General features: G+C 41.9%; 18 protein-coding genes. 5 read left to right on the plus strand and 13 right to left on the minus strand.

The window, feature by feature from the left end; translation table 11 throughout:
* Positions 1-5: 5 nt before the first annotated feature.
* The 3 genes from Q0E03_RS07785 to Q0E03_RS07795 all read right to left on the minus strand — a co-directional run bounded on the left by Q0E03_RS07785 (position 6) and on the right by Q0E03_RS07795 (position 2360).
* Positions 6-764, minus strand: a complete 759-nt coding sequence (locus tag Q0E03_RS07785; RefSeq protein WP_297131289.1) for an amino acid ABC transporter ATP-binding protein — start codon at positions 762-764, stop codon at positions 6-8.
* Positions 765-776: 12 nt separating this feature from the next.
* Positions 777-1418, minus strand: coding sequence for an amino acid ABC transporter permease (locus Q0E03_RS07790; protein ID WP_297131291.1), 642 nt, complete (start codon positions 1416-1418; stop codon positions 777-779).
* 144 nt (positions 1419-1562) lie between these two features.
* A complete protein-coding gene (locus Q0E03_RS07795; protein ID WP_297131293.1) occupies positions 1563-2360 on the minus strand; it encodes a transporter substrate-binding domain-containing protein in 798 nt (265 codons plus the stop codon).
* A 264-nt stretch (positions 2361-2624) separates the two neighbouring features.
* On the opposite strand from Q0E03_RS07795, the gene Q0E03_RS07800 reads away from it, so the two are divergent.
* The 3 genes from Q0E03_RS07800 (at position 2625) to Q0E03_RS07810 (ending at position 4960) form a co-directional block, all read left to right on the plus strand.
* On the plus strand, positions 2625-3398 hold the full coding sequence (locus Q0E03_RS07800; protein ID WP_367270251.1) for a transporter substrate-binding domain-containing protein: 774 nt from the start codon (positions 2625-2627) through the stop codon (positions 3396-3398).
* A gap of 88 nt (positions 3399-3486) precedes the next feature.
* Positions 3487-4227 carry an amino acid ABC transporter permease gene (locus tag Q0E03_RS07805; RefSeq protein ID WP_367270254.1) on the plus strand — a complete coding sequence of 247 codons (741 nt, stop codon included), beginning with the start codon at positions 3487-3489 and terminating at the stop codon, positions 4225-4227.
* Positions 4217-4960 (plus strand): amino acid ABC transporter ATP-binding protein, encoded by a 744-nt coding sequence (locus Q0E03_RS07810; protein ID WP_078767666.1) that lies wholly within the window; start codon positions 4217-4219, stop codon positions 4958-4960. The genes Q0E03_RS07805 and Q0E03_RS07810 overlap by 11 nt, the downstream gene beginning before the upstream one ends.
* Positions 4961-5130: 170 nt before the next feature.
* On the opposite strand, the gene Q0E03_RS07815 is transcribed toward Q0E03_RS07810, so the two are convergent.
* From Q0E03_RS07815 to Q0E03_RS07830, 4 genes are all read right to left on the minus strand, one after another.
* Complete coding sequence (locus tag Q0E03_RS07815; protein ID WP_297131298.1) at positions 5131-6630, minus strand: S1C family serine protease; 1500 nt, start codon at positions 6628-6630, stop codon at positions 5131-5133.
* A 13-nt stretch (positions 6631-6643) separates the two neighbouring features.
* A complete protein-coding gene (locus Q0E03_RS07820) occupies positions 6644-8140 on the minus strand; it encodes a HAMP domain-containing sensor histidine kinase (protein ID WP_297131301.1) in 1497 nt (498 codons plus the stop codon).
* Between the two features lie 8 nt (positions 8141-8148).
* On the minus strand, positions 8149-8844 hold the full coding sequence (locus tag Q0E03_RS07825; RefSeq protein ID WP_297131303.1) for a response regulator transcription factor: 696 nt from the start codon (positions 8842-8844) through the stop codon (positions 8149-8151).
* 126 nt (positions 8845-8970) lie between these two features.
* Complete coding sequence (locus tag Q0E03_RS07830) at positions 8971-10206, minus strand: ATP-binding protein (protein ID WP_297131306.1); 1236 nt, start codon at positions 10204-10206, stop codon at positions 8971-8973.
* Positions 10207-10373: 167 nt separating this feature from the next.
* Here Q0E03_RS07830 and Q0E03_RS07835 point away from each other — a divergent pair, with 167 nt between their 5' ends.
* On the plus strand, positions 10374-11030 hold the full coding sequence (locus Q0E03_RS07835) for a FadR/GntR family transcriptional regulator (RefSeq protein WP_294836587.1): 657 nt from the start codon (positions 10374-10376) through the stop codon (positions 11028-11030).
* A gap of 137 nt (positions 11031-11167) precedes the next feature.
* Complete coding sequence (gene ilvC / locus Q0E03_RS07840; RefSeq protein ID WP_294836589.1) at positions 11168-12184, plus strand: ketol-acid reductoisomerase; 1017 nt, start codon at positions 11168-11170, stop codon at positions 12182-12184.
* A 349-nt stretch (positions 12185-12533) separates the two neighbouring features.
* On the opposite strand, the gene Q0E03_RS07845 is transcribed toward ilvC, so the two are convergent.
* The 6 genes from Q0E03_RS07845 to purM form a co-directional block, all read right to left on the minus strand.
* The gene (locus tag Q0E03_RS07845; RefSeq protein ID WP_297131311.1) at positions 12534-13784 is read right to left on the minus strand and encodes an ABC transporter permease; all 1251 of its coding nucleotides are present in this window, start codon (positions 13782-13784) and stop codon (positions 12534-12536) included.
* A gap of 12 nt (positions 13785-13796) precedes the next feature.
* Positions 13797-15836, minus strand: coding sequence for a biotin/lipoyl-binding protein (locus Q0E03_RS07850; RefSeq protein WP_297131314.1), 2040 nt, complete (start codon positions 15834-15836; stop codon positions 13797-13799).
* A gap of 176 nt (positions 15837-16012) precedes the next feature.
* Complete coding sequence (gene purD / locus Q0E03_RS07855) at positions 16013-17290, minus strand: phosphoribosylamine--glycine ligase (protein ID WP_297131316.1); 1278 nt, start codon at positions 17288-17290, stop codon at positions 16013-16015.
* 81 nt (positions 17291-17371) lie between these two features.
* Positions 17372-18076, minus strand: coding sequence for an IMP cyclohydrolase (locus tag Q0E03_RS07860; RefSeq protein WP_297131319.1), 705 nt, complete (start codon positions 18074-18076; stop codon positions 17372-17374).
* 8 nt (positions 18077-18084) lie between these two features.
* Positions 18085-18708, minus strand: coding sequence for a phosphoribosylglycinamide formyltransferase (gene purN / locus Q0E03_RS07865; RefSeq protein ID WP_273430759.1), 624 nt, complete (start codon positions 18706-18708; stop codon positions 18085-18087).
* A complete protein-coding gene (gene purM, locus Q0E03_RS07870) occupies positions 18702-19739 on the minus strand; it encodes a phosphoribosylformylglycinamidine cyclo-ligase (RefSeq protein ID WP_297131327.1) in 1038 nt (345 codons plus the stop codon). Before purM ends, purN begins: the two co-directional genes overlap by 7 nt.
* Positions 19740-19764 lie beyond the last annotated feature (25 nt).

Genomic DNA, 19764 nt, shown 5'->3' on the forward strand with positions numbered 1-19764 from the left:
CCTCATCAAAACTTTTCAAGCGAATTTGCAAGGAATGCTTTTGTCTTTTCGCTCTGCGGATTTTCATAAATTTGTTCCGGAGTGCCGATTTCCTCAACAACACCGTCTGCCATAAACATAATCTTGTCAGAAACATTTTTGGCAAATTCCATCTCGTGAGTAACAACAATCATGGTGCTGCCCTCGTCCTTTAAGTTTTTGATTACATTAAGCACTTCGCCCGTAAGCTCGGGGTCAAGCGCCGAAGTCGGTTCGTCAAAGCACAAAATATCTGGATTAAGCATAAGTGCTCTTGCAATGGCAACTCTCTGCTTTTGACCTCCGGAAAGCTGACACGGATAAAAATCAATTTTTTCGGAAAGACCTACTCTTGCAATAATTTCCCTTGCTTGCTGTTCAAGTTCGTCCTTTGTGCCGAGTCCCAAAAGTGACGGTGCAAGAGTCAGATTTTTAAGCACGCTGTACTGCGGAAAAAGATTGAAATCCTGAAAGACAAGACCAAAATGCCTACGCTTTGCCTTGAGTTCCTTGTCCTTGATTTTTTTATTTTTTACACCGTCATAAATCACATTTCCGTCAATCGAAATTGTGCCTTCATCTGCAAATTCCAAAAAGTTTACGCAACGCAAAAGTGTTGTTTTTCCCGAACCCGAAGAACCGATAATCGAGAGAACCTCGCCCTTTTGAAGTTCAAAATCAATGCCCTTAAGCACCTTTGTTTTTCCAAAGTTTTTCTTAATTCCTTTTACTTCCAACAAAGCCATAATGTTCCCTCCTTACGCTTCAAAATAGCTCATTTTCTTTTCTGCCCAGTGGAAAATAACGGTAAGAATTCCACAGAAAACAAGATAGAAAGCGGCTGTGTAGAACAGAGGCCAAATAAGACCCGTTTTGATAAAGTTCTGTCCCATAAAAATGATTTCGTAAACCGCAATGATACGGGCAAGAGAAGTATCTTTTACAAGAGTGATGATTTCATTGCTCATCGGCGGAACAATTCTCTTGACCACCTGCAAAAGTGTTACTCTAAAAAAGATTTGGCTTTTGCTCATACCGAGCACCAAGCCCGCCTCGGTTTGTCCCTTTGGGATAGATTCGATACCGCCACGATAAATCTCGCTGAAATAGCAAGAATAGTTGATAACAAACGCAACGATAACCGCATTGAAACGCTCCATAAGATCCCAGCCGAAAATCAAGCCCGGACCGAAATAAACAATAAGGAGTTGAAGCATAAGCGGTGTGCCACGAATAATCCAAATAATAATTTTTGTCAAATACTTGAGTGGCTTGAACTTTGACATTGAGAAAAAGCTGAGCACAAGTCCCAACGGAAGTGAAAATACAAGGGTGAGTGCGAAAATCTTGAGTGTTTCCGCAAAGCCCTTGAGCAATTCAAGTGTTACTGTCCAAAACATAATAAAATTAATCTCCTAATATTATATATATTATATTGCCGTCCTTATAGCAAGGGCGGTCTTAATAGATATTATGCCTATTACCCACCAAAAGGCAGCCGCCTAAAACTAAGCAACTGCCCCTAAAGTGATTAATTTGTGTAATTATTCTGCAAGCTGAATACCGTACTTTTCAGAAAGCTTTTGCAATGTGCCGTCTGCCTTGAATTCTGCAATAATCTTGTTAACCTTTTCTGTCATATCACTATCCTTGCGGAAGCTGATACCATATTGCTCGTCAAGAAGAACAAGTGCAACCTTGAGGTCTGAATAGTCTGTGCCCTCGCCTGTCATAGCCTTTGCCATTGTTGAGTCGATGATGCAAGCGTCCGATGAACCTGAAGCAACTTCCAAAAGAGCGTCTGCCTGTGTTGCAACAACTGTTACATTAAGACCGTTGTCCTCTGCTGCCGATGCACCTGCCGAACCGTTCTCTGCTGCGAAAGAAAGATTTTTGAGGTCGTCAACAGATTTAATCTTGCCTGCAAGTTCCGATTTTGCAACAACAACCTGCTGATTCATTGCATATGCGTCTGTAACCGATGAGTTGTTCTTAACTTCATCTGTGATTGTCATACCGTTCCAAATGCAGTCGATTGAGCCTGTCTGGAGTTCAAGAAACTTGTTGTCCCAATCAATAATCTGAAATTCAGCTTTTACGCCGAGCTTTTCTGCAACCATATTTGCAAAATCTGCATCAAAGCCAATCCAATTGCCGTTTTCGTCCTTATAATCCATAGGCGCAAATTCTGTAATACCTACAACGAGTTTGCCTGATTCAACAATCTTTTCCGAATCTGTTTTGCTTGAATCGTTTGATTTGTTGCCCGAACACGCTGTGAAAGCAAAGCATACTGTGAGCACTGCCAAAACAACCGCAAGAACCTTTTTAATAGTTTTCATAATATCTACCTCGTTCAATTTATTTGATGGGTTCATTATACTTTATTTCTTTAGCGTTGTAAAGTGGTAATACGATAAAATCTTGAGAAATTTTCATTTTTGTGCAAGTTGCATAAAGAGTCCCCACATTATAATGTAAATAATATACAGCGGAATGTATAAAAAGTGAATAAATATTCATTTTTAGCATAACTATTGCAAAAAAATACATTGTGTGTTATTGTGTAATCACTGAAAACGATAACAACAAAGGAGACAAAGATTATGAAAAAGTTTTTAGCGGTTCTTCTTGCAGCATTGATGATTTGCGTAAGCTTCGTTGCATGCTCAAGTGAGAAAAAATCAGATGACACAAACACAGACGCAGACAAACAAGAAACATTGACAATGGTAACAAACGCAGAGTTCCCTCCATACGAATACAAAGAGGGCGACAATGTTGTTGGTATCGATGCAGATGTTGCACAGGCTATTGCTGACAAGCTCGGCATGAAGCTTGAAATCGTTGACACAAAGTTTGACGCTATCATCCCCGGTGTACAAAGCGGTAAGTACGATATGGGTATGGCAGGCATGACTGTTACTCCTGAGCGTGAGCAGAGCGTTGCTTTCTCTGATTCTTATGCAACAGGCATTCAGTCAATCATTGTTAAGCAGGGCAGCGACATCAAGTCAGTTGACGACCTCAGCGAAAAGACAAAGATTGGTGTTCAGCTTGGCACAACAGGCGACATCTATGCAAAGGAAGACTTCGGTGACGAGGCAGTTCAGGAATTCGACAAGGGTGCAGACGCTGTTCAGGCTCTTATTGCAGGCAAGATTGATTGTGTAATCATCGACAACGAGCCGGCAAAATCATTTGTTGCAGCAAACGATGGATTGGAAATCCTCAGCACATCATATGCTGAAGAAGAATATGCAATCTGCTTCAAGAAAGACAACACAGAGCTTCAAACAAAGGTTAACGGTGCTCTCAAGGAACTCATTGCAGACGGCACACTTCAAAAAATCGTTAACAAGTACATCAAAGCTGAATAAGAATAATTCGGCATCATAAACACAATATAAAGGCGAACCTACCGTTCGCCTTTATTTACGGAGATACAAAATGTTAGATATTATTTTAATGAAGGCTCCCGCTTTTGTGGAAAACTTCAAAGAACAGTTTGACCTCAACTTTATACAAAAAGACCGATGGAAGTATATGGTTACAGGTCTTGGAAACACACTTAAAATTACAGCTGTTGCCGCAATCATCGGCATTGTAATCGGTGTGCTTATCGCCGCAGTTCGTACCTCATACGACAAAAACGAGGAATCCCTCAAAATTCGTGGCGGATTCACTTGGTATATTATGAGATTTCTCAATTTCATCTGCAAAATTTACCTCACCGTCATCAGAGGTACACCTGTTGTAGTTCAGCTCCTTATAACATATTTCATTATATTTGCATCATCATCAAACGGCGTCGGCGTTGCCATATTTGCATTTGGCATCAACTCCGGTGCGTATGTTGCGGAAATCTTCCGTGGCGGTATTATGTCGATTGATGAAGGTCAATTCGAAGCAGGCCGTTCAATCGGTTTCAACTACTTCCAAACTATGAGATACATCATTTTGCCACAGATGTTCAAGGCTGTTTTGCCTACCCTCCTCAACGAATTCATTGCACTCCTCAAGGAAACATCTGTTGCAGGTTATGTTGCCGTAACCGACCTCACAAAGGCAGGTTCAAGTATTTCGGCAGCAACATATTCATATTATATGCCGCTTTTGTCGGTTGCACTCGTTTACCTTGTAATCGTTATGCTTCTCACAAAACTTGCAGGAATGCTTGAAAGGAGGCTCCGTAAGAATGAACGATAAAGCACTTATTGCCGTAAACAATGTAAAAAAATACTATCTCGGCGGAGAGGTTAAGGCTCTTGACGGAGTTAACCTCGAAATCAACAAAGGCGAAGTTGTTGTTATTATCGGTCCGTCAGGTTCGGGTAAATCAACAATGCTCCGTTCGCTCAATCTTCTTGAAGTTCCGACAGACGGACACATCGTTTTTGACGGTGAGGATTTGACAAATCCAAAGCTCAACATCAACAAGCACAGACAAAAAATGGGTATGGTGTTCCAGCACTTCAACCTTTTCCCAAATATGACAATCCTCCGCAATTTGACCATTGCGCCGATGAAATTGCTCAAAAAATCACAGGCAGACGCCGAGGCAAAAGCACTTGAACTCCTTGACGCAGTCGGACTTCGTGACAGAGCAGACGCATATCCGAGCCAGCTTTCGGGCGGTCAAAAGCAGAGAGTTGCAATTGTAAGAGCACTTTGTATGGAACCTGAAGTTATGCTTTTTGATGAGCCGACCTCGGCGCTCGACCCTGAAATGGTTGGCGAGGTTTTGCAAGTTATGAAAGAGCTTGCAAACAAGGGCATGACAATGGTTATCGTAACCCACGAAATGGGCTTTGCAAAAGAAGTTGCCACAAGAGTCATCTTTATGGACGAGGGCAAAATCCTTGAACAAGGCACACCTGACGACATCTTCAATCATCCAAAAGACCAAAGATTGGTTGAGTTCTTATCAAAAGTATTATAATATAATAAAAGCCGTAGGTTCGATACCTACAGCTTTTTAATCCCCTCCGTCAACACTTTGTGTTGCCACCTCCCCTTTCTAAAAGTGGAGGCAAATGTTTTAATACAAAGTCAAAAAGCAGTTCGTTTGAACTGCTTTTTCTTATTATTTAATTTGTTTAATGTTTTTATTTAGCCTTTGCTTTCGATAAGTTTACACTTTACATCAAAAGTTTTGATTTGATTATTCTCAATTCTTGCGATTGTGAGAGTGATTGTGTCGCCCGGTGACGACTTGCTGAGTACATTTGTGAGCACATCGGTTGAAGTCATAGTTTTTCCGTTTACCGCAACAATCATATCGTACTGTCTTACATTCTTGTTTGCAAGGTCTGATTCGGAATCGATTTCGCCGATAATCATTGTGCCCTGTGCATCCTTGAAGCCCTTTTGTTCCAAAGCGGCAAGAATTGCGCTTGCATTTGAAGCATTTGAAATGCCTGTGTAGCTTATGCCGAGCTTTGCTCTGCCCTCAACATAGCCGTTTTTGATAAGGCTGTTTGCAGTCTTTACAGCTGTGTTACTTGGAACTGCAAAGCCCATACCCTCATAATCGGTTGAAGCAATCTTTGATGAGTTAATACCGATAACCTGACCGCTCATATTGAAAAGAGCACCGCCGGAGTTACCCGGATTGATAGCCGCATCTGTTTGGATACATTCGTTATCATAACCGATTGATGAAGAAACAGGACGGTCAAGAGCAGATACAATACCTGTTGTAACGCTGTTCATAAACTTGCTGCCGCCCGGGCAACCGATAACAACTGCCTGCTCGCCGACAACGATATTTGAGCTGTCCGCAAACTCTGCAACCTGAAGTCCGCTTGCCTTGATTGAAAGCACGCCGATATCTGTTTGAGCGTCATATCCGACAAGAGTTGCATCATAGGTTTTGCCGTCATTTGTTGTTACCTTAAATTTTGAGGCATCGGAAATTACATGGGCAGCGGTCATAATATATGTTGTGCCGTTGCTTTCGCTCATAATAACGCCTGAGCCCTCGCCCGAAAGAGTCGGGTCACTTGAATCGCTGCTCTGTCCCGAACCGAAGCTGTAAAAATCATAATATGAATTTTGCTCGCTGTACACGGAAATCAAAACACAGGAATTTATAGTCTTTTTTGCAACGCCGGCAACAGTCAATGTGCCATCGCTGTTTTTGGTTGCAACATCGCCTTTGTTATCGCTGATTGAAGCTCCGCCCTTTGTGCTGTCGGATGATTCGCTTTGAGTTGTACTTTCTTTAAAATTTTCATATGATTTGTTGCCGACAACAGAAGCGACAATGCCAAAGATTGACACCGCAACAACAACTATTGCAACAATGATGACAACCTTGAGCGATTTGTTTTTCGGCTTCTTCGGTGGCTTTGGTGCGTTAGGCTGATTGAACATATTTTGATTGTTCGGATTATAATATGTGCCTGTGTTGGAACGATTGGTATTTTGATAATACTGCTGTCCGCCGTTTCTCGGCTGAGCATATCTGTTCTGCTGTGCACCGTAGTTTGCATTGTTTGGATTTTGCGGTTGTTGATTTTGTCTTGGCGGAACAAAATGATATTCACCATTTGGCGTTTCGTTGCCGCCGTTTACACCGTTACTTTGATCTTTGTTATATTCGTCCATAACGATTCTCCTTTTATTTTGATTTTGGCAAAGTAAACACAAATTCTGCCTCGGACTTGCTGTCCGACCTTGCAAAAATTCTGCCGCCGTGCATCTCTACCATTGTTTTTACTATATAAAGTCCGAGTCCTGCACCCTTTGCATCAAGTGAGCGTGATTTGTCCACCTTATAAAATCTTTCAAACACACGAGAAAGTTCTGAGGCGTCAATGCCCTCACCGCTGTTTTTGATGCTTACCTGAACACTATCGCCGACATCGGCAACATTAATCTCAATATATCCGCCGTCATTTGTAAACTTAACAGCGTTGTCAAAGAGATTGTAGATAACCTGATAAATCATATCCGTATCAGCCGTGATATGATGTGGTTCTAAGTTTTCAAGTCCTCGAATTTCTATATTCTTCTTTTCTATTTTTTGTTCAAAGGTCAAAAGAATATGTATGATTTGGTCAGACAAATTATACGGTTTCGGCTTCATTTCAAAGTCGCCCGATTCAATTTTGCTCATATTGAGCATTGCCACAACAAGCCGTGATAATCGTCTTACCTCATCCGAAACTATCTTTAGATAATAATCTTCTTTTTCCTTTGGAATTGTTCCGTCAAGTATTCCGTCAATGAAGCCTGCAATCGAGGTCATCGGGGTTTTCAACTCGTGCGAAACATTTGCAACAAACGACCGCCTTGAACTTTCGAGTTTGTCAAGAGCATCTGCCATTTCGTTGAAAGCATAGCCCAAATCCGCAAGTTCATCGTTTGTGTTGATGTTAACTCTGTATGAAAAGTCGCCTACCGCAAATCGCTTTGCCGCCGCACTCATTTGCTGAAGCGGAGTGACCATGCGCTTTGTGAGTTGCCACAAAACGATGCACGCAAAGCCGAGACAAACCAAAGCAATAATCAAAAACGACCTAAGCACAAGCGAAACAACGCCCTGCGTGCCTGTCGGAGTGACCGCAAACACCGTGCCGATGATTTGATTGTTGTCGCTCAAATTATTGGCATCAAAAGATGTTTTTATTGCAGAACCCACAACATAATAAGTTTCTCCGTTGATAATAGCTTTTCCTACCGAAGCGCCCTCATACACACGCTGAAGCTGTTTGTCGCCGATTATAAAATTCTTATGATTTTCGCACACCGTTTCGCCCGAAACAAAGCCTTTAAGTCCTGTTTGGTCCTTGCACATAATTATGCTTCCGCCTGCATCACAAACAAAAACATCCGCATCGATACAACCCGAAACCATCGCAAGATTTTCGCAAACGCTCTCTTTGTATGCAGAATAGTCGCTGTTCATATTGTTGACTATCATATTTTGAGAAATAGTGTTTGCAAGTTTTTTTGTGTTTTCGGTCAAAAGATCTGTTTTTTGGCTAAGGGAATATGCGTTTACTATGGTGGTGAGCACAATACCCATCACCACAAGCATAAACAAAAACACGGTGACAAAAAGCAAAAAGTATTTGGTAAACAGGTTTTGTCTTTTACCCTTTCGTAACGCCATAATTCAATTTAGTCCTTTGTTTCAAATTTATATCCAACGCCCCAAACGGTCTTTAAGCACCATTTGTCGGATACACCCTCAAGTTTTTCACGGAGTCTTTTTACATGAACGTCAACTGTACGTGAGTCGCCGTAATAGTCAAAGCCCCACACTTCATCAAGAAGTTGGTCACGAGTGTAAACTCTGTTTGGATTTGAAGCAAAATGATAGATGAGTTCAAGTTCTTTAGGAGGTGTGTCAACCGGCACTCCCTTTACTTTCATCTCATAATTTTGAATGTTGATTTCAAGATTGTCATAAACAACAATCTTTTTCTCGTTCTCTGTCGACTCGCTCTCGCCTGTTGTTCTGCGGAGAACTGCCTTTACTCTTGCCATAACCTCTTTTGCGTCAAACGGTTTTACAACATAGTCGTCTGCGCCAAGTTCCAATCCAAGCACCTTGTCAAAAGTTTCGCCCTTAGCGGTGAGCATAATAATAGGAGCAGATGATGTCTTTCTGATTTCACGGCAAACCTGCCAGCCGTCCTTTTTAGGAAGCATGATATCAAGAAGCACCAAATCAGGGGTTTTGCTTTGGAACATCTCAACAGCCTCCTGACCGTCATTTGCCGTAAACACAACATATCCGTCATTTTCAAGATAAAGTTTGAGAAGTTCGCAGATGTTTAAATCATCGTCAACTACAAGAATTTTGTTAGCCATAATCGTTTTTCCTTTCTTTCTTCTCTTTGCACACATAATATCAAATGATTTTGTTCACAATTTGTATTTTGAGTAAACAAAGAGTTAATATTTTTAACAATTAATTAATTCATATTTATGAAATTTTTACCATTCGATATTTCGCTTTTCACAGCTTTCAACATAATCGATAAACTGACGGGCACATCTCGGAGAACGACCTCCCCTGCGCCTTGCCCATTGTTCCGCGGTGAAAAGTATCTTTTCCATATCAGAGGTAAGTCCTCTGTCGGTTGCAATTTTTTGAACGATATCTTCAAAATCTTTTTTATCGGGATTGATGAATGTGATTGAAAGACCGAATCTGTCGGAAAGTGAGAGTTCCTCCTGCAAAGTATCGGAACGGTTGACATCATTCTCTCGGTCGGAGAAATTCTCCTTGATGAGATGCCGTCTGTTTGACGTTGCATATATCAAGGTATTGTTTTGTCTGCCGGAGAGTGAACCCTCAAGCGCCGCCTTGAGTTCGCCGAACGAATCATCGTGATTGTCAAAACTCAAATCGTCAATAAAGATGATGAATTTCATAGGGCTGTCGGAAATCTTTTCCCTAATCATAGTTAAATCGTTTATGTCGCCCTTTGAAATTTCAATCATTCGCAAGCCTCTGTCCTTATATTCATTGAGGATTGCGTGAACGGTTGAACTTTTGCCCGTGCCTCTGTCGCCATAAAGTAAAACATTATTTGCCGGCAAATCGGAAATGAAAGCAAGTGTGTTGTCAACAACCTTGCCGCGCTGAACTTCATAATTTTTGAGGTCGGTCAATCGGATTGAATCAATCGCAGTTATCGGAACAAATTGCTCATTTCTCCAAGTAAACGCAACAAACTTTGCAAACATACCGTAGCCGTTCGTTCTGTGAAACGACTTCAAATCCTCTATATGTTCTGCCCAATTGTCGGTGAGCGGAAGCATTGCTCTGCCGTTCGGGTTCCACTTTGGCATAGTTTTGAGGACATCAGCAATATCACTGTCCTCCTCTGCCTTGTAAATATCTTCTGCCGAAATTGAGGCAATAACCTCCAGTTTTTGCAAATCAGCTTTTACACCGTCAAGAATAGATGGGTCAAGTTCATCACACAAGCCTCCCGCAGCCGCCTTGGTGAACACATTGTCATCTGTCAAAATAAGTTTTGACACATAGTGCCTGAGCGAATGATGTGACGACAAGAGATTGAAAAATCTGCTCTGCTTTGTCAAAACGGTTTCATCCTCAAGAGAATTAAGCAAATCGTACAATGCATTTATAATCTCATCTTGCTTGAAATCGTAAATACAAAGGGATTCGATATAGTATCTAACCTTTACCGCTTTATTCATTTTTACACCTTCTAATCTCACATATAGTTTATAATTAATTACATTCTATATCATTTGTTCACAATTTACAATAGCTATTGCAAAAATAATTTAAAAATATGATGTCTGACAACCTGTTGACTTGTCCGTTGTTTTGTGGTATTATCATACATAAAGGAGATGATGCTATGTCAAATACAAGCAAATTATCTGATGTCACAGCAAGCAGAATTAAATCTATGATAGAGGACGAGGGACGTTTTTCGGTCGGCGACAAATTGCCAAACGAAAACGATTTTGCCTCTGAACTCGGCGTCAGCCGTTCCACCCTGCGTGAAGCTGTCAGAATTTTAACCCTTGGCGGCATACTCGAAATCAAGCGTGGCAAGGGCACATTCGTCACTTCAAACACAACGATTGAAAGCAACGACCTCGGTGAAATCAGCAGCGGACTTGATGATCTGTTTGAAATGAGGCTTATGTTTGAGCCGGATTGCGCTTATTATGCGGCTCAGCGTGCAACGGACGAGGAAATCGCCATTATTTGTAAGTACGGCGAAGCTGTTGAGCAGAAGATAAAATCAGGCGAGGACAGAACATACGAGGAGCAAAAATTCCACGAAAGTATTGCGAACGCAACACACAACGCCTTTGTAAAACAGTTTATGCCGATTATCTTCAACGCAATCAAAAACGGCGTAATTGTTATGCAAAAGGATGAGAATGTAAACCGTGACAACCTCAATGACGACAGGCTGATTATGGACTTCTTAAAGGCACGCAACGCAGAGGGTGCAAGGACCGCAATGAGGCTTCACATTTTGCACGCAATAGAAGGTCTTTGAAAAAAATAAAAATTTCCTATTGACATAGGACATCATACGATATATAATGTGAATTAAGAAATAAATCAATCGGTTGTCGAACAACTTGTCCGACCGCTGAACAAATCAAAAATAACATTTCTTTGGAGGAAATAAAAATGGCAGAAGCTAGAATGTTTTATGAATCAGATTGTAATTTGAGCGTACTTGACGGCAAAACTGTTGCTATCATCGGCTTTGGTTCTCAGGGTCACGCTCACGCACTTAACCTTCACGAAAGCGGCGTAAACGTAATCGTTGGTCTTTACGAAGGTTCAAAGTCATGGAAGCATGTTGAGGATCTTGGCCTTAAGGTTATGACAACAGCAGAGGCAGTAAAGGCTGCTGATGTAATTATGGTTCTCACCCCTGATGAGAAGCAAGCATCAATCTACAAGAACGATATCGCTCCATACCTCACAGAGGGCAAGGCACTTGCATTTGCACACGGTTTCAACATCCACTTCAAGCAAATCGTTCCACCTGCAAATGTTGATGTATTTATGATTGCTCCAAAAGCACCTGGTCACACAGTAAGATCAGAATACAAAGAGGGCAAAGGTACTCCTTGCCTCGTAGCAGTATATCAAGACGCATCAGGTCATTGCCTCGACACAGCACTTGCTTACGGTGCAGGCATCGGCGGTGCAAGAGCTGCACTCCTTGAAACAACATTTAAGTGCGAAACAGAAACTGACCTCTTTGGTGAGCAGGCTGTACTTTGCGGTGGTGTTACAGCACTTATGAAAGCAGGCTTTGAAACACTCGTTGAAGCAGGCTACGACCCAAGAAACGCTTACTTTGAATGTATCCACGAAATGAAGCTTATCGTTGACCTTATTTATTCAGGTGGTTTCTCAAAGATGAGATACTCAATTTCAAATACTGCCGAGTTCGGTGACTACGAAACAGGTAAGCGTCTTGTAACAGACGAAACTAAGAAGGAAATGAAGCAAATTCTTCGTGAAATCCAAGACGGTACATTCGCTTCTAAGTTCATCACAGAAGCAAACAACGGTTGGGCTCACTTCAAGGCTACAAGAGAGCTTGAAGCTTCTCACCAACTTGAAGAAGTAGGTAAGGGCATCAGAGCTATGTACAGCTGGAACGGTGACGACAAATACGCAGAGAAATAATTAATAAACCCCTTCCTAAAATAAATCAAATCGGTACTGAATTATCAGTACCGATTTTTATTTAGACTAATTAAAGCAAAATGTAGGCTGTTGAGAAAGGTTCTGAATTTCGTTTTCTTGCGAAGGAAGATGTATATAAATACCTCGACTGAGCAAAAAACGAAAAACGCCAAAAGTGCCGTAGGTTCGATACCTACGGCATTTTTAAAACCCCACCGTCAACACTTCGTGTTGCCACCTCCCCTTATAAATAAGAGGAGGCAAATCGGTTAAATATTTTGGCGTGTTTCAGGGGCTTTATCAACAGTCTATAAAAGGCTTCCAAAACGGAAGCCTTTTATATATTATCTTATTCTGAACGAAGTGCGTCAATAGGACTGAGCTGTGCGGCTTTCTTTGCAGGATAAATGCCAAAGAACAAGCCAACGCCCGATGAGAACAGAAGTGCCAAGAGAATAAGCCAAAGGCTTATCTTCGGCGTTATATCTATAATCGAGCAGGCAGCAAACGCACCCGCAACGCCCAAGACGACGCCTATAAATCCACCGATAAGGCACAGAATAACCGATTCTGTCAAGAACTGCATTGTAATCACTCGGGTTTTAGCGCCAAGCGATTTTCTGATACCGATTTCTCTCGTTCGCTCCGTTACCGACACAAGCATAATGTTCATTACGCCGATACCGCCAACAATAAGAGAAATTGCACCTACACCGGCAATGAAAATTGTGAGAACTTTCATAATGATGTCAACAATCTCGATATATGTTGCCATATTTTGAGCCGTATACATACCGTTTGAATAATTGCCGTGAACGGCTTTCAAATAGTTTACTGTTGCATTGCCGACAGCATCGTAGTCCGTGCCCTCCTTTGCAATTACAAAAACATTGGAGAGGTTGGCGCTTGCACCTGTAATCTGTGTAAGCGTTGTACAAGGCATAAACAATGCAATAATCGGTTTGTCGGAATTGGTCTGGAACATTGAACCGATGCTTGTTCCGCCACCGAGCGAGTTAACCATAGAGTCGATATTTGCAACGCCGCAAATCTTGATTTTCATTGATTTACCTGATGAAGAAACGGTCAAACTCTGACCTGTTACATCCTCATATCCAAAACCTGTCTTTGCGGATTCAACACCCATAACGGCAATCGGAGCGTTTGCGGAATATTCCTCATCGGTAAAAAATCGACCGTATTCGCAAGGCTTTGGCATTGCAAACTGAACATCGCTGTTTACACCAACCATCATAACGGTTGCTTCGGTTGCTGTTGCGTCAATAGTTGCATTACCAAAACCCATAAGCATTGGCGAGCAACGCTCAACGCCCGAAACCTTTGTTTTTATGTTGTCTACATCGTCAAGTGTAATATAGTCATTATCGGTTGCCTGAGTTGTATCAACCGACACAAGCACAGCATTTGAACCCATATCCTCGATAAGTCCGACGATATAGTCACGCACGCCTGTACCTGCACCGACAATCATAATTACAGAGGTGATACCGATAATAATTCCAAGCATAGTAAGAACGGAACGCATCCAGTTTGCTTTTATACACTTTACAGCGATTTTTAAGCTTTCTGTTATATTCACCTATATTACCTCTTATTTAGTTTTATTAGTTTTAACTTTTACCTTGAATGAATCTTCCTCATAATCTGTTTGAGGAGTTGCAACGATTTGGTCACCAATTGAGAGTCCTGACTTTATCTCATATGAAGTATCAGAAGTTGCACCTGTTTCAATCTTTGTCTTTGTTACGGTTTCTTCCTCAGGGTCATAAAGATAAACATATGTACCCTCTTTTTCAAGAACAATAGATTCAATAGGAACGCAAGGAACATTTGAATATGTGCCTGTTACGATTTCAACATCGGCGTCAAAACCAACAATGATGTTTTCATCCGGATGGTCAACAACAACCTTGCATTCAACACCCGCACCTGAATTTGTAAGTGATGAAAGGCCGCTGATGCCTGCCATTGAACCTACGCTGTCAAGCATTGAGCCTTGCGAACCGCCTGTTGCAGTCGGAGCGATTGAAGCAACCACACCGTCATACTTGCCGTATGCTGTTTTTACGGTTGCTGTCATTCCCTCTTTAACCTTGTGAACATCATATTCGCCGAGAGAAATTGTGACAACTCTCTTTTTCATATTTTCAAGAGTAAGACCGGTTGAAAGTGCTGTCGTTTGCGCACCTTCTTCAATATCACAAGTTGTGATTACGCCTGAGAACTCTGCTTTCCAACCCTTTGCAAGGTCATCTCTTACAGATTTTGTTACATCATAAGCATTCTTTGCAGCTGATGCAGCCTGCTTTTGAGCATTGACTGTTGATGCAGCGGCAGTAACTGTGTAGACCTCTTTTTGTGCATAAAGAGCTGCAAGTTGAACCTGAGCAGATGCCAAGCCGAAGTTGTCAGTTTCTGCGATTCCTCTGCCGATTGCTTTCCAATTAACAGATTTAACCGCTGTTTCAATCATTTGAACAGCCGCACCGCTGTCAATAAATTCAATCATACCCTGCTTGATAGCGGCAGTTACAGCCTTGCCGACAGCATCGGCAATTTTTTCAGCACTCCAATTGCCTGAAGAAATTTGATACATAATTGCATTTGCTACTATTGTGATTGATCTAGTTAACGAATCAACATCTTTTGCAATGTTGCTGAGGTCTTTTACAAGACTTTGAAGAAGCTCGACAATCTGCTTTGAAGCGTCACCGAGTTGCTTCAATGAATCAAATACAGGCTGAAGTTGCTCAAGAGCAAGTTCAATCATAGCCGAAGTTTCGTTAAAGCCTGAAGTCTTTGTTTCTCCGCACTTACATTTAGTGCCTACTCCGCTTGGAAAATCGTGAACTTCTTTCTTTTCAAAACCACATTTTGTGCACTTATAATAGTGATAGTTTTCTTTATCCTTACCGCTTGCATAAGTCTTTACACCGCCAAATGTATGCTCTTCAAACACCTTTGCACCGCATTTTCTGCACACCTTGTAGTGACCCGAATAATTTGCATCGGCATATCTGCCGTCTGAAAAATCGTGAGCACATGAAGTTGTTGCGGCTGTTGTGGTTGTGTTTGAACCGCCCCAATGATAAGTTGTTGTGGTAGTTGTGGTTGTGGTAGTTGTGGTTGCAGGCTTTTTGGTTGTTGCTTTAGTAGTCTTTTTAGCCTCTTCTTTTTCAAGCTTCTTGAGCTTCTTTTCAGCCTTTGCAATGCTCTTGTTCACGGCAGACAACGATTTTGCAGCCTCTGCCTGATGCTGAACAGCCTCGTGATAAGCTGCGTTTGTGCTTGCATAAGCCGAATTAAGGCTTGCAACCTGAGTGTCAAGATTGCTTGTATCAAAAGTGGCGAGTTGGTCACCCTTTTTAACCTTGTCGCCAACCTTAACATACACCTTTTTTACAGTTGCAACGGAACCGGCTTTGTATTCCTTTTTCACGCCTGAGCTTACAGTACCCGTTGACGAAACTGTTTGTGTGATTGTGTCGGTTGCGATGGTGTTAAGAGTTACCTCTGTTTTTTTGCCGTTTTTGCCAATGATTACCGATGTTACGATAATTGCAACGGCAAGAATAACGGCAATAACCGACCATACAATCTTTTTTGTATTATTCTTTTTGACAGTTGCCATAATCAAACCCCCAAAATATATATTATTTCTCTTTATAATATACCTTAATATATCAAATTTTGCGTACAAGTGACGCACTTATGGCATATCGATATCACGGAATTAGTATAATTCCGTTTTGTATAATTGTCAATAACATTTTGTATTTTATGACAAAATTGACAATTTGTTCATATTTACTGCAAAGCTTTGAGAGCCTTTGCGCCGATATCTTTTCTGTAATGAGCGCCTTCAAACTTGATTTTTTCAACAGCCTCATAAGATTTGTTGAGTGCATCCTGCAAGTCGTTGCCGAGAGCGGTAACGCCGAGAACTCTGCCTCCTGCGGTTACAAGTTTGCCGTCTTGAAGCTTTGTGCCTGCGTGGTAAACGGTTACGCCGTCAAGCTGACCGTCGGTAAGTCCCTCAATTTCAATTCCCTTTGGATAAGATTTCGGATAACCGCCCGAAGCCATAATTACACAAGTGCAAGCTCTTTCGTCCCACTCGATGTCCAAATCTGCAAGAGTGCCGTTGTTGATAGCCTCAAAAATGTCGATAATATCAGTTTTAAGTCTTGGCAAAACAACCTGAGTTTCAGGGTCGCCGAAACGACAGTTATATTCAATAACCTTTGCTCCCTTTGGAGTGAGCATCAAGCCGAAGTAAAGGCAACCCTTAAAGGTTCTGCCCTCGCTGTTCATAGCTTCAATGGTCGGAATAAAGATTTTTTCCATACATTCCTCGGCAATTTCCTCTGTATAATAAGGATTTGGAGAAACAGTGCCCATACCACCTGTGTTAAGACCCTTATCGCCGTCAAGTGCACGCTTGTGATCCATAGAAGTTACCATAGGCTTTACGCACTTGCCGTCTGTAAATGCAAGAACCGAAACTTCAGGACCTGTGAGGAATTCCTCAACAACAACATTGTTGCCCGAATCACCGAAAATCTTATCTTCCATAATTTCCTTTACGCCTGCAACTGCTTCATCAAGTGTTTCAGGAATGATTACGCCCTTGCCGAGTGCAAGACCGTCAGCCTTGATAACGGTAGGAAATTCGTTCTTTTCCTTTATATAGTCGATTACATCCGCAGGGTCGTTGAACACTTTGTATTCAGCAGTAGGAATATTGTACTTTTCCATAAGGTCCTTTGAGAAAACCTTTGAACCTTCGATGATTGCGGCATTTGCCTTTGGACCAAAGGTTGCAAAGCCTGCCTCGTTGAGTGCGTCAACCATACCGAGCACAAGCGGGTCATCGGGAGCAACAACCACAAAATCTGCATTTATTTTCTTTGCAAGTTCAACAACGCCGTCAATATCTGTTGCGCCGACATCAAAACATTCCGCATCATACGAAATACCGCCGTTGCCCGGACAGCAAGCAATATAATCAACTCTGCTTGACTCCTTAATTTTTCTGATAAGAGCGTGTTCTCTACCGCCCGAACCTACTACCAAAACTCTCATAACATCCTCCGAATTTGTAATCACAAATTATATTTACAAGTCATCATATTTGACCTGTGCAGTGCCTCAAAAGGCTTAATCTTATTTATTCTTGTTGATAATTCTTGTTTCCTCTGCGCCTGTTTCAAGGTCGATATAACGAGTGAAAAGAGAAACCTTGTTGTCCTCGTTGAGGTTATCCCAAACCATCTTGGTGAAATCGTCAATATTTTCATCACCGATTTCAACAGGGGTCGGCTCACCCTCAAATGATGGGATTGGGTCACCGTCACACTTATATGTGTGGATAAAGTGACCAAGACCTGCTGTTGCCGGATATTCAAAGAAACATCTTACGCATTGTGGCTCGCCGTTATTTGACTTGAGGATTGACAAATTATAGTCGCCGTTTGACTTAACCACACCTGAAATTCTCGGAGTATAGTTTGGTGCGTCCGGCTCAAACTCACGGGTGCGAAGTGCGTGAATGTAGCACTTGCCATTTGCAAAGCAATCATAAATCGTGTCTGTTTGGTCGCCGTTTGTAACGATTGTTTTGTCCTCAAACTTAAGAACAGGATTGTAGATGATAAGGCTTGGGTCTTCCATCTTGCTTTCGTCAAACGCTTTTGTACGAATACCGCCTCTGTCGTTTTCTTCAAAAATTCTGTTGCGTGAATTCACCGAACGACCCATAATGAAATAAGCAATTACAGCCTTTTTGCCGTCCTTTGATTTGCCGAGAACAATTCCGCGTCCCGGATATGTATTTGTGTTAAGTTCCTTTGCAAGTGATTCTATATTCATATCTAACCTCAAATAATCTCTGTTTTATTTCCGTTGATTTTTATTCTGCCTTCGCAGAAAAGTGATACTGCCTTTGGCAAAATCTCCCATTCAGCCTGACGCATAACACGATACTGAAGAATGTCCTCATTGTCGCCCTGTTCAACAGGAACAGCCTTTTGCAAAATGATTGCACCGCCGTCAGTGATTTCGTTCACAAAATGAGCAGTTGCACCTGTCACCTTTACACCGCTGTTGAGAACCGCCGTGTGAACCTTTTTGCCGTAAAAACCGTCACCGCAGAAAAGCGGAATAAGGCTCGGATGAATGTTAATAATTCTGTTTTTATATTCGTTGACCAAATCTTCGCCGAGGATTGACAAAAATCCCGCAAGAACGATAAGGTCAATATTTTTGCCGTCAAGTGCTTCAAGCACCGCCTTGTCATAATCAGCCTTTGTATCATATGCTTTTCGATTAACAACCGTGCTTTCAATACCCGCTTTTTTTGCACGCTCAAGTGCATAGGCATTTTCATTTGAAGCAAGAACAAAAGTGATTTTTCCGTTTTTGATTTCGCCTCTGTCCTGTGCGTCAATAAGAGCCTGAAGATTTGTTCCGCCTCCCGAAACAAAAACTGCTATGTTTAGCATATTTCTACTCCCTTTTCACCGTCCTTGATTTCGCCGATGATTTTTGCCTGCTCGCCGTTTTCGTTAAGAATTCTTACAGCCTCGTCAGCCTTGTCCGAATCAACTGCAAGCATAAGACCTGTACCCATATTGAATGTGTTGTACATATCGTGCTCAGGAATGTTGCCTGTTTTTTGGATAAGGTCAAAGATAGGAAGCTTGAAGCACTTATCCTTTTCAATAACGGCAAGAGTGTTATCGTTGAGCATTCTCGGAACATTCTCATAAAATCCGCCGCCTGTGATGTGAGAAATAGCGTTTACTCTCACATTGTCCATAAGAGTAAGGAGAGGCTTTACATAAATTCTTGTAGGAGTGAGGAGTGTTTCACCGAGAGTTGTGCCGAGTTCGTCATACTTAACGGCAATAGTTTCGCTGTTGATGTTGAACACCTTGCGAACAAGTGAAAAACCGTTTGAGTGAATACCCGATGAAGCAACACCGATGATAGCGTCGCCTGCCTTGAGGTGTTCGCCTGAAACAAGTTTGTCTTTTTCGCCGATACCAACGGTGAAACCTGCAAGGTCGTATTCCTCATCAGGCATCATACCCGGATGTTCTGCTGTTTCGCCGCCGACAAGCGCACAGCCCGACTGCACACAGCCGTCTGCAACGCCCTTAACGATTTGCTCAATCTTTTCAGGATAGTTCTTGCCACAAGCAATGTAATCGAGGAAGAAAAGCGGCTTTGCACCCGAACAAGCAACGTCGTTTACGCACATTGCAACACAGTCGATACCGATTGTGTCGTGCTTATCCATAAGGAATGCAAGCTTAATTTTTGTTCCTACACCGTCTGTACCTGAAACAAGAACAGGATTTTTGTATTCATTAGCCGCAAGTTCAAACATACCGCCGAAACCGCCGATACCGCCGATTACACCCGGAATGTTTGTTCTTTTAACATGTGATTTGATGAGTTCTACCGATTTGTAACCTGCTGTTACGTCTACGCCTGCTGCTGCATAGCTATCGCTAAAGCTTTTTTCCATAATGTATTCTCCTTATACCCTACTG

It is taken from the genome of uncultured Eubacterium sp., from assembly GCF_934525195.1.
Classification (GTDB): Bacteria; Bacillota; Clostridia; order Oscillospirales; family Acutalibacteraceae; genus Eubacterium_R.

Coding starts and splice junctions, on each gene's coding strand:
- Q0E03_RS07835 (WP_294836587.1), top strand. CDS start 10,374: ATGTCAAATACAAGCAAATTATCTGATGTCACAGCAAGCAGAATTAAA.
- Q0E03_RS07805 (WP_367270254.1), top strand. CDS start 3,487: ATGAAGGCTCCCGCTTTTGTGGAAAACTTCAAAGAACAGTTTGACCTC.
- purN (WP_273430759.1), bottom strand. CDS start 18,708: ATGCTAAACATAGCAGTTTTTGTTTCGGGAGGCGGAACAAATCTTCAG.
- Q0E03_RS07800 (WP_367270251.1), top strand. CDS start 2,625: ATGAAAAAGTTTTTAGCGGTTCTTCTTGCAGCATTGATGATTTGCGTA.
- Q0E03_RS07820 (WP_297131301.1), bottom strand. CDS start 8,140: ATGGCGTTACGAAAGGGTAAAAGACAAAACCTGTTTACCAAATACTTT.
- Q0E03_RS07830 (WP_297131306.1), bottom strand. CDS start 10,206: ATGAATAAAGCGGTAAAGGTTAGATACTATATCGAATCCCTTTGTATT.
- Q0E03_RS07790 (WP_297131291.1), bottom strand. CDS start 1,418: ATGTTTTGGACAGTAACACTTGAATTGCTCAAGGGCTTTGCGGAAACA.
- Q0E03_RS07815 (WP_297131298.1), bottom strand. CDS start 6,630: ATGGACGAATATAACAAAGATCAAAGTAACGGTGTAAACGGCGGCAAC.
- Q0E03_RS07860 (WP_297131319.1), bottom strand. CDS start 18,076: ATGAATATAGAATCACTTGCAAAGGAACTTAACACAAATACATATCCG.
- Q0E03_RS07825 (WP_297131303.1), bottom strand. CDS start 8,844: ATGGCTAACAAAATTCTTGTAGTTGACGATGATTTAAACATCTGCGAA.
- purD (WP_297131316.1), bottom strand. CDS start 17,290: ATGAGAGTTTTGGTAGTAGGTTCGGGCGGTAGAGAACACGCTCTTATC.
- Q0E03_RS07850 (WP_297131314.1), bottom strand. CDS start 15,836: ATGGCAACTGTCAAAAAGAATAATACAAAAAAGATTGTATGGTCGGTT.
- Q0E03_RS07795 (WP_297131293.1), bottom strand. CDS start 2,360: ATGAAAACTATTAAAAAGGTTCTTGCGGTTGTTTTGGCAGTGCTCACA.
- Q0E03_RS07810 (WP_078767666.1), top strand. CDS start 4,217: ATGAACGATAAAGCACTTATTGCCGTAAACAATGTAAAAAAATACTAT.
- purM (WP_297131327.1), bottom strand. CDS start 19,739: ATGGAAAAAAGCTTTAGCGATAGCTATGCAGCAGCAGGCGTAGACGTA.
- ilvC (WP_294836589.1), top strand. CDS start 11,168: ATGGCAGAAGCTAGAATGTTTTATGAATCAGATTGTAATTTGAGCGTA.
- Q0E03_RS07785 (WP_297131289.1), bottom strand. CDS start 764: ATGGCTTTGTTGGAAGTAAAAGGAATTAAGAAAAACTTTGGAAAAACA.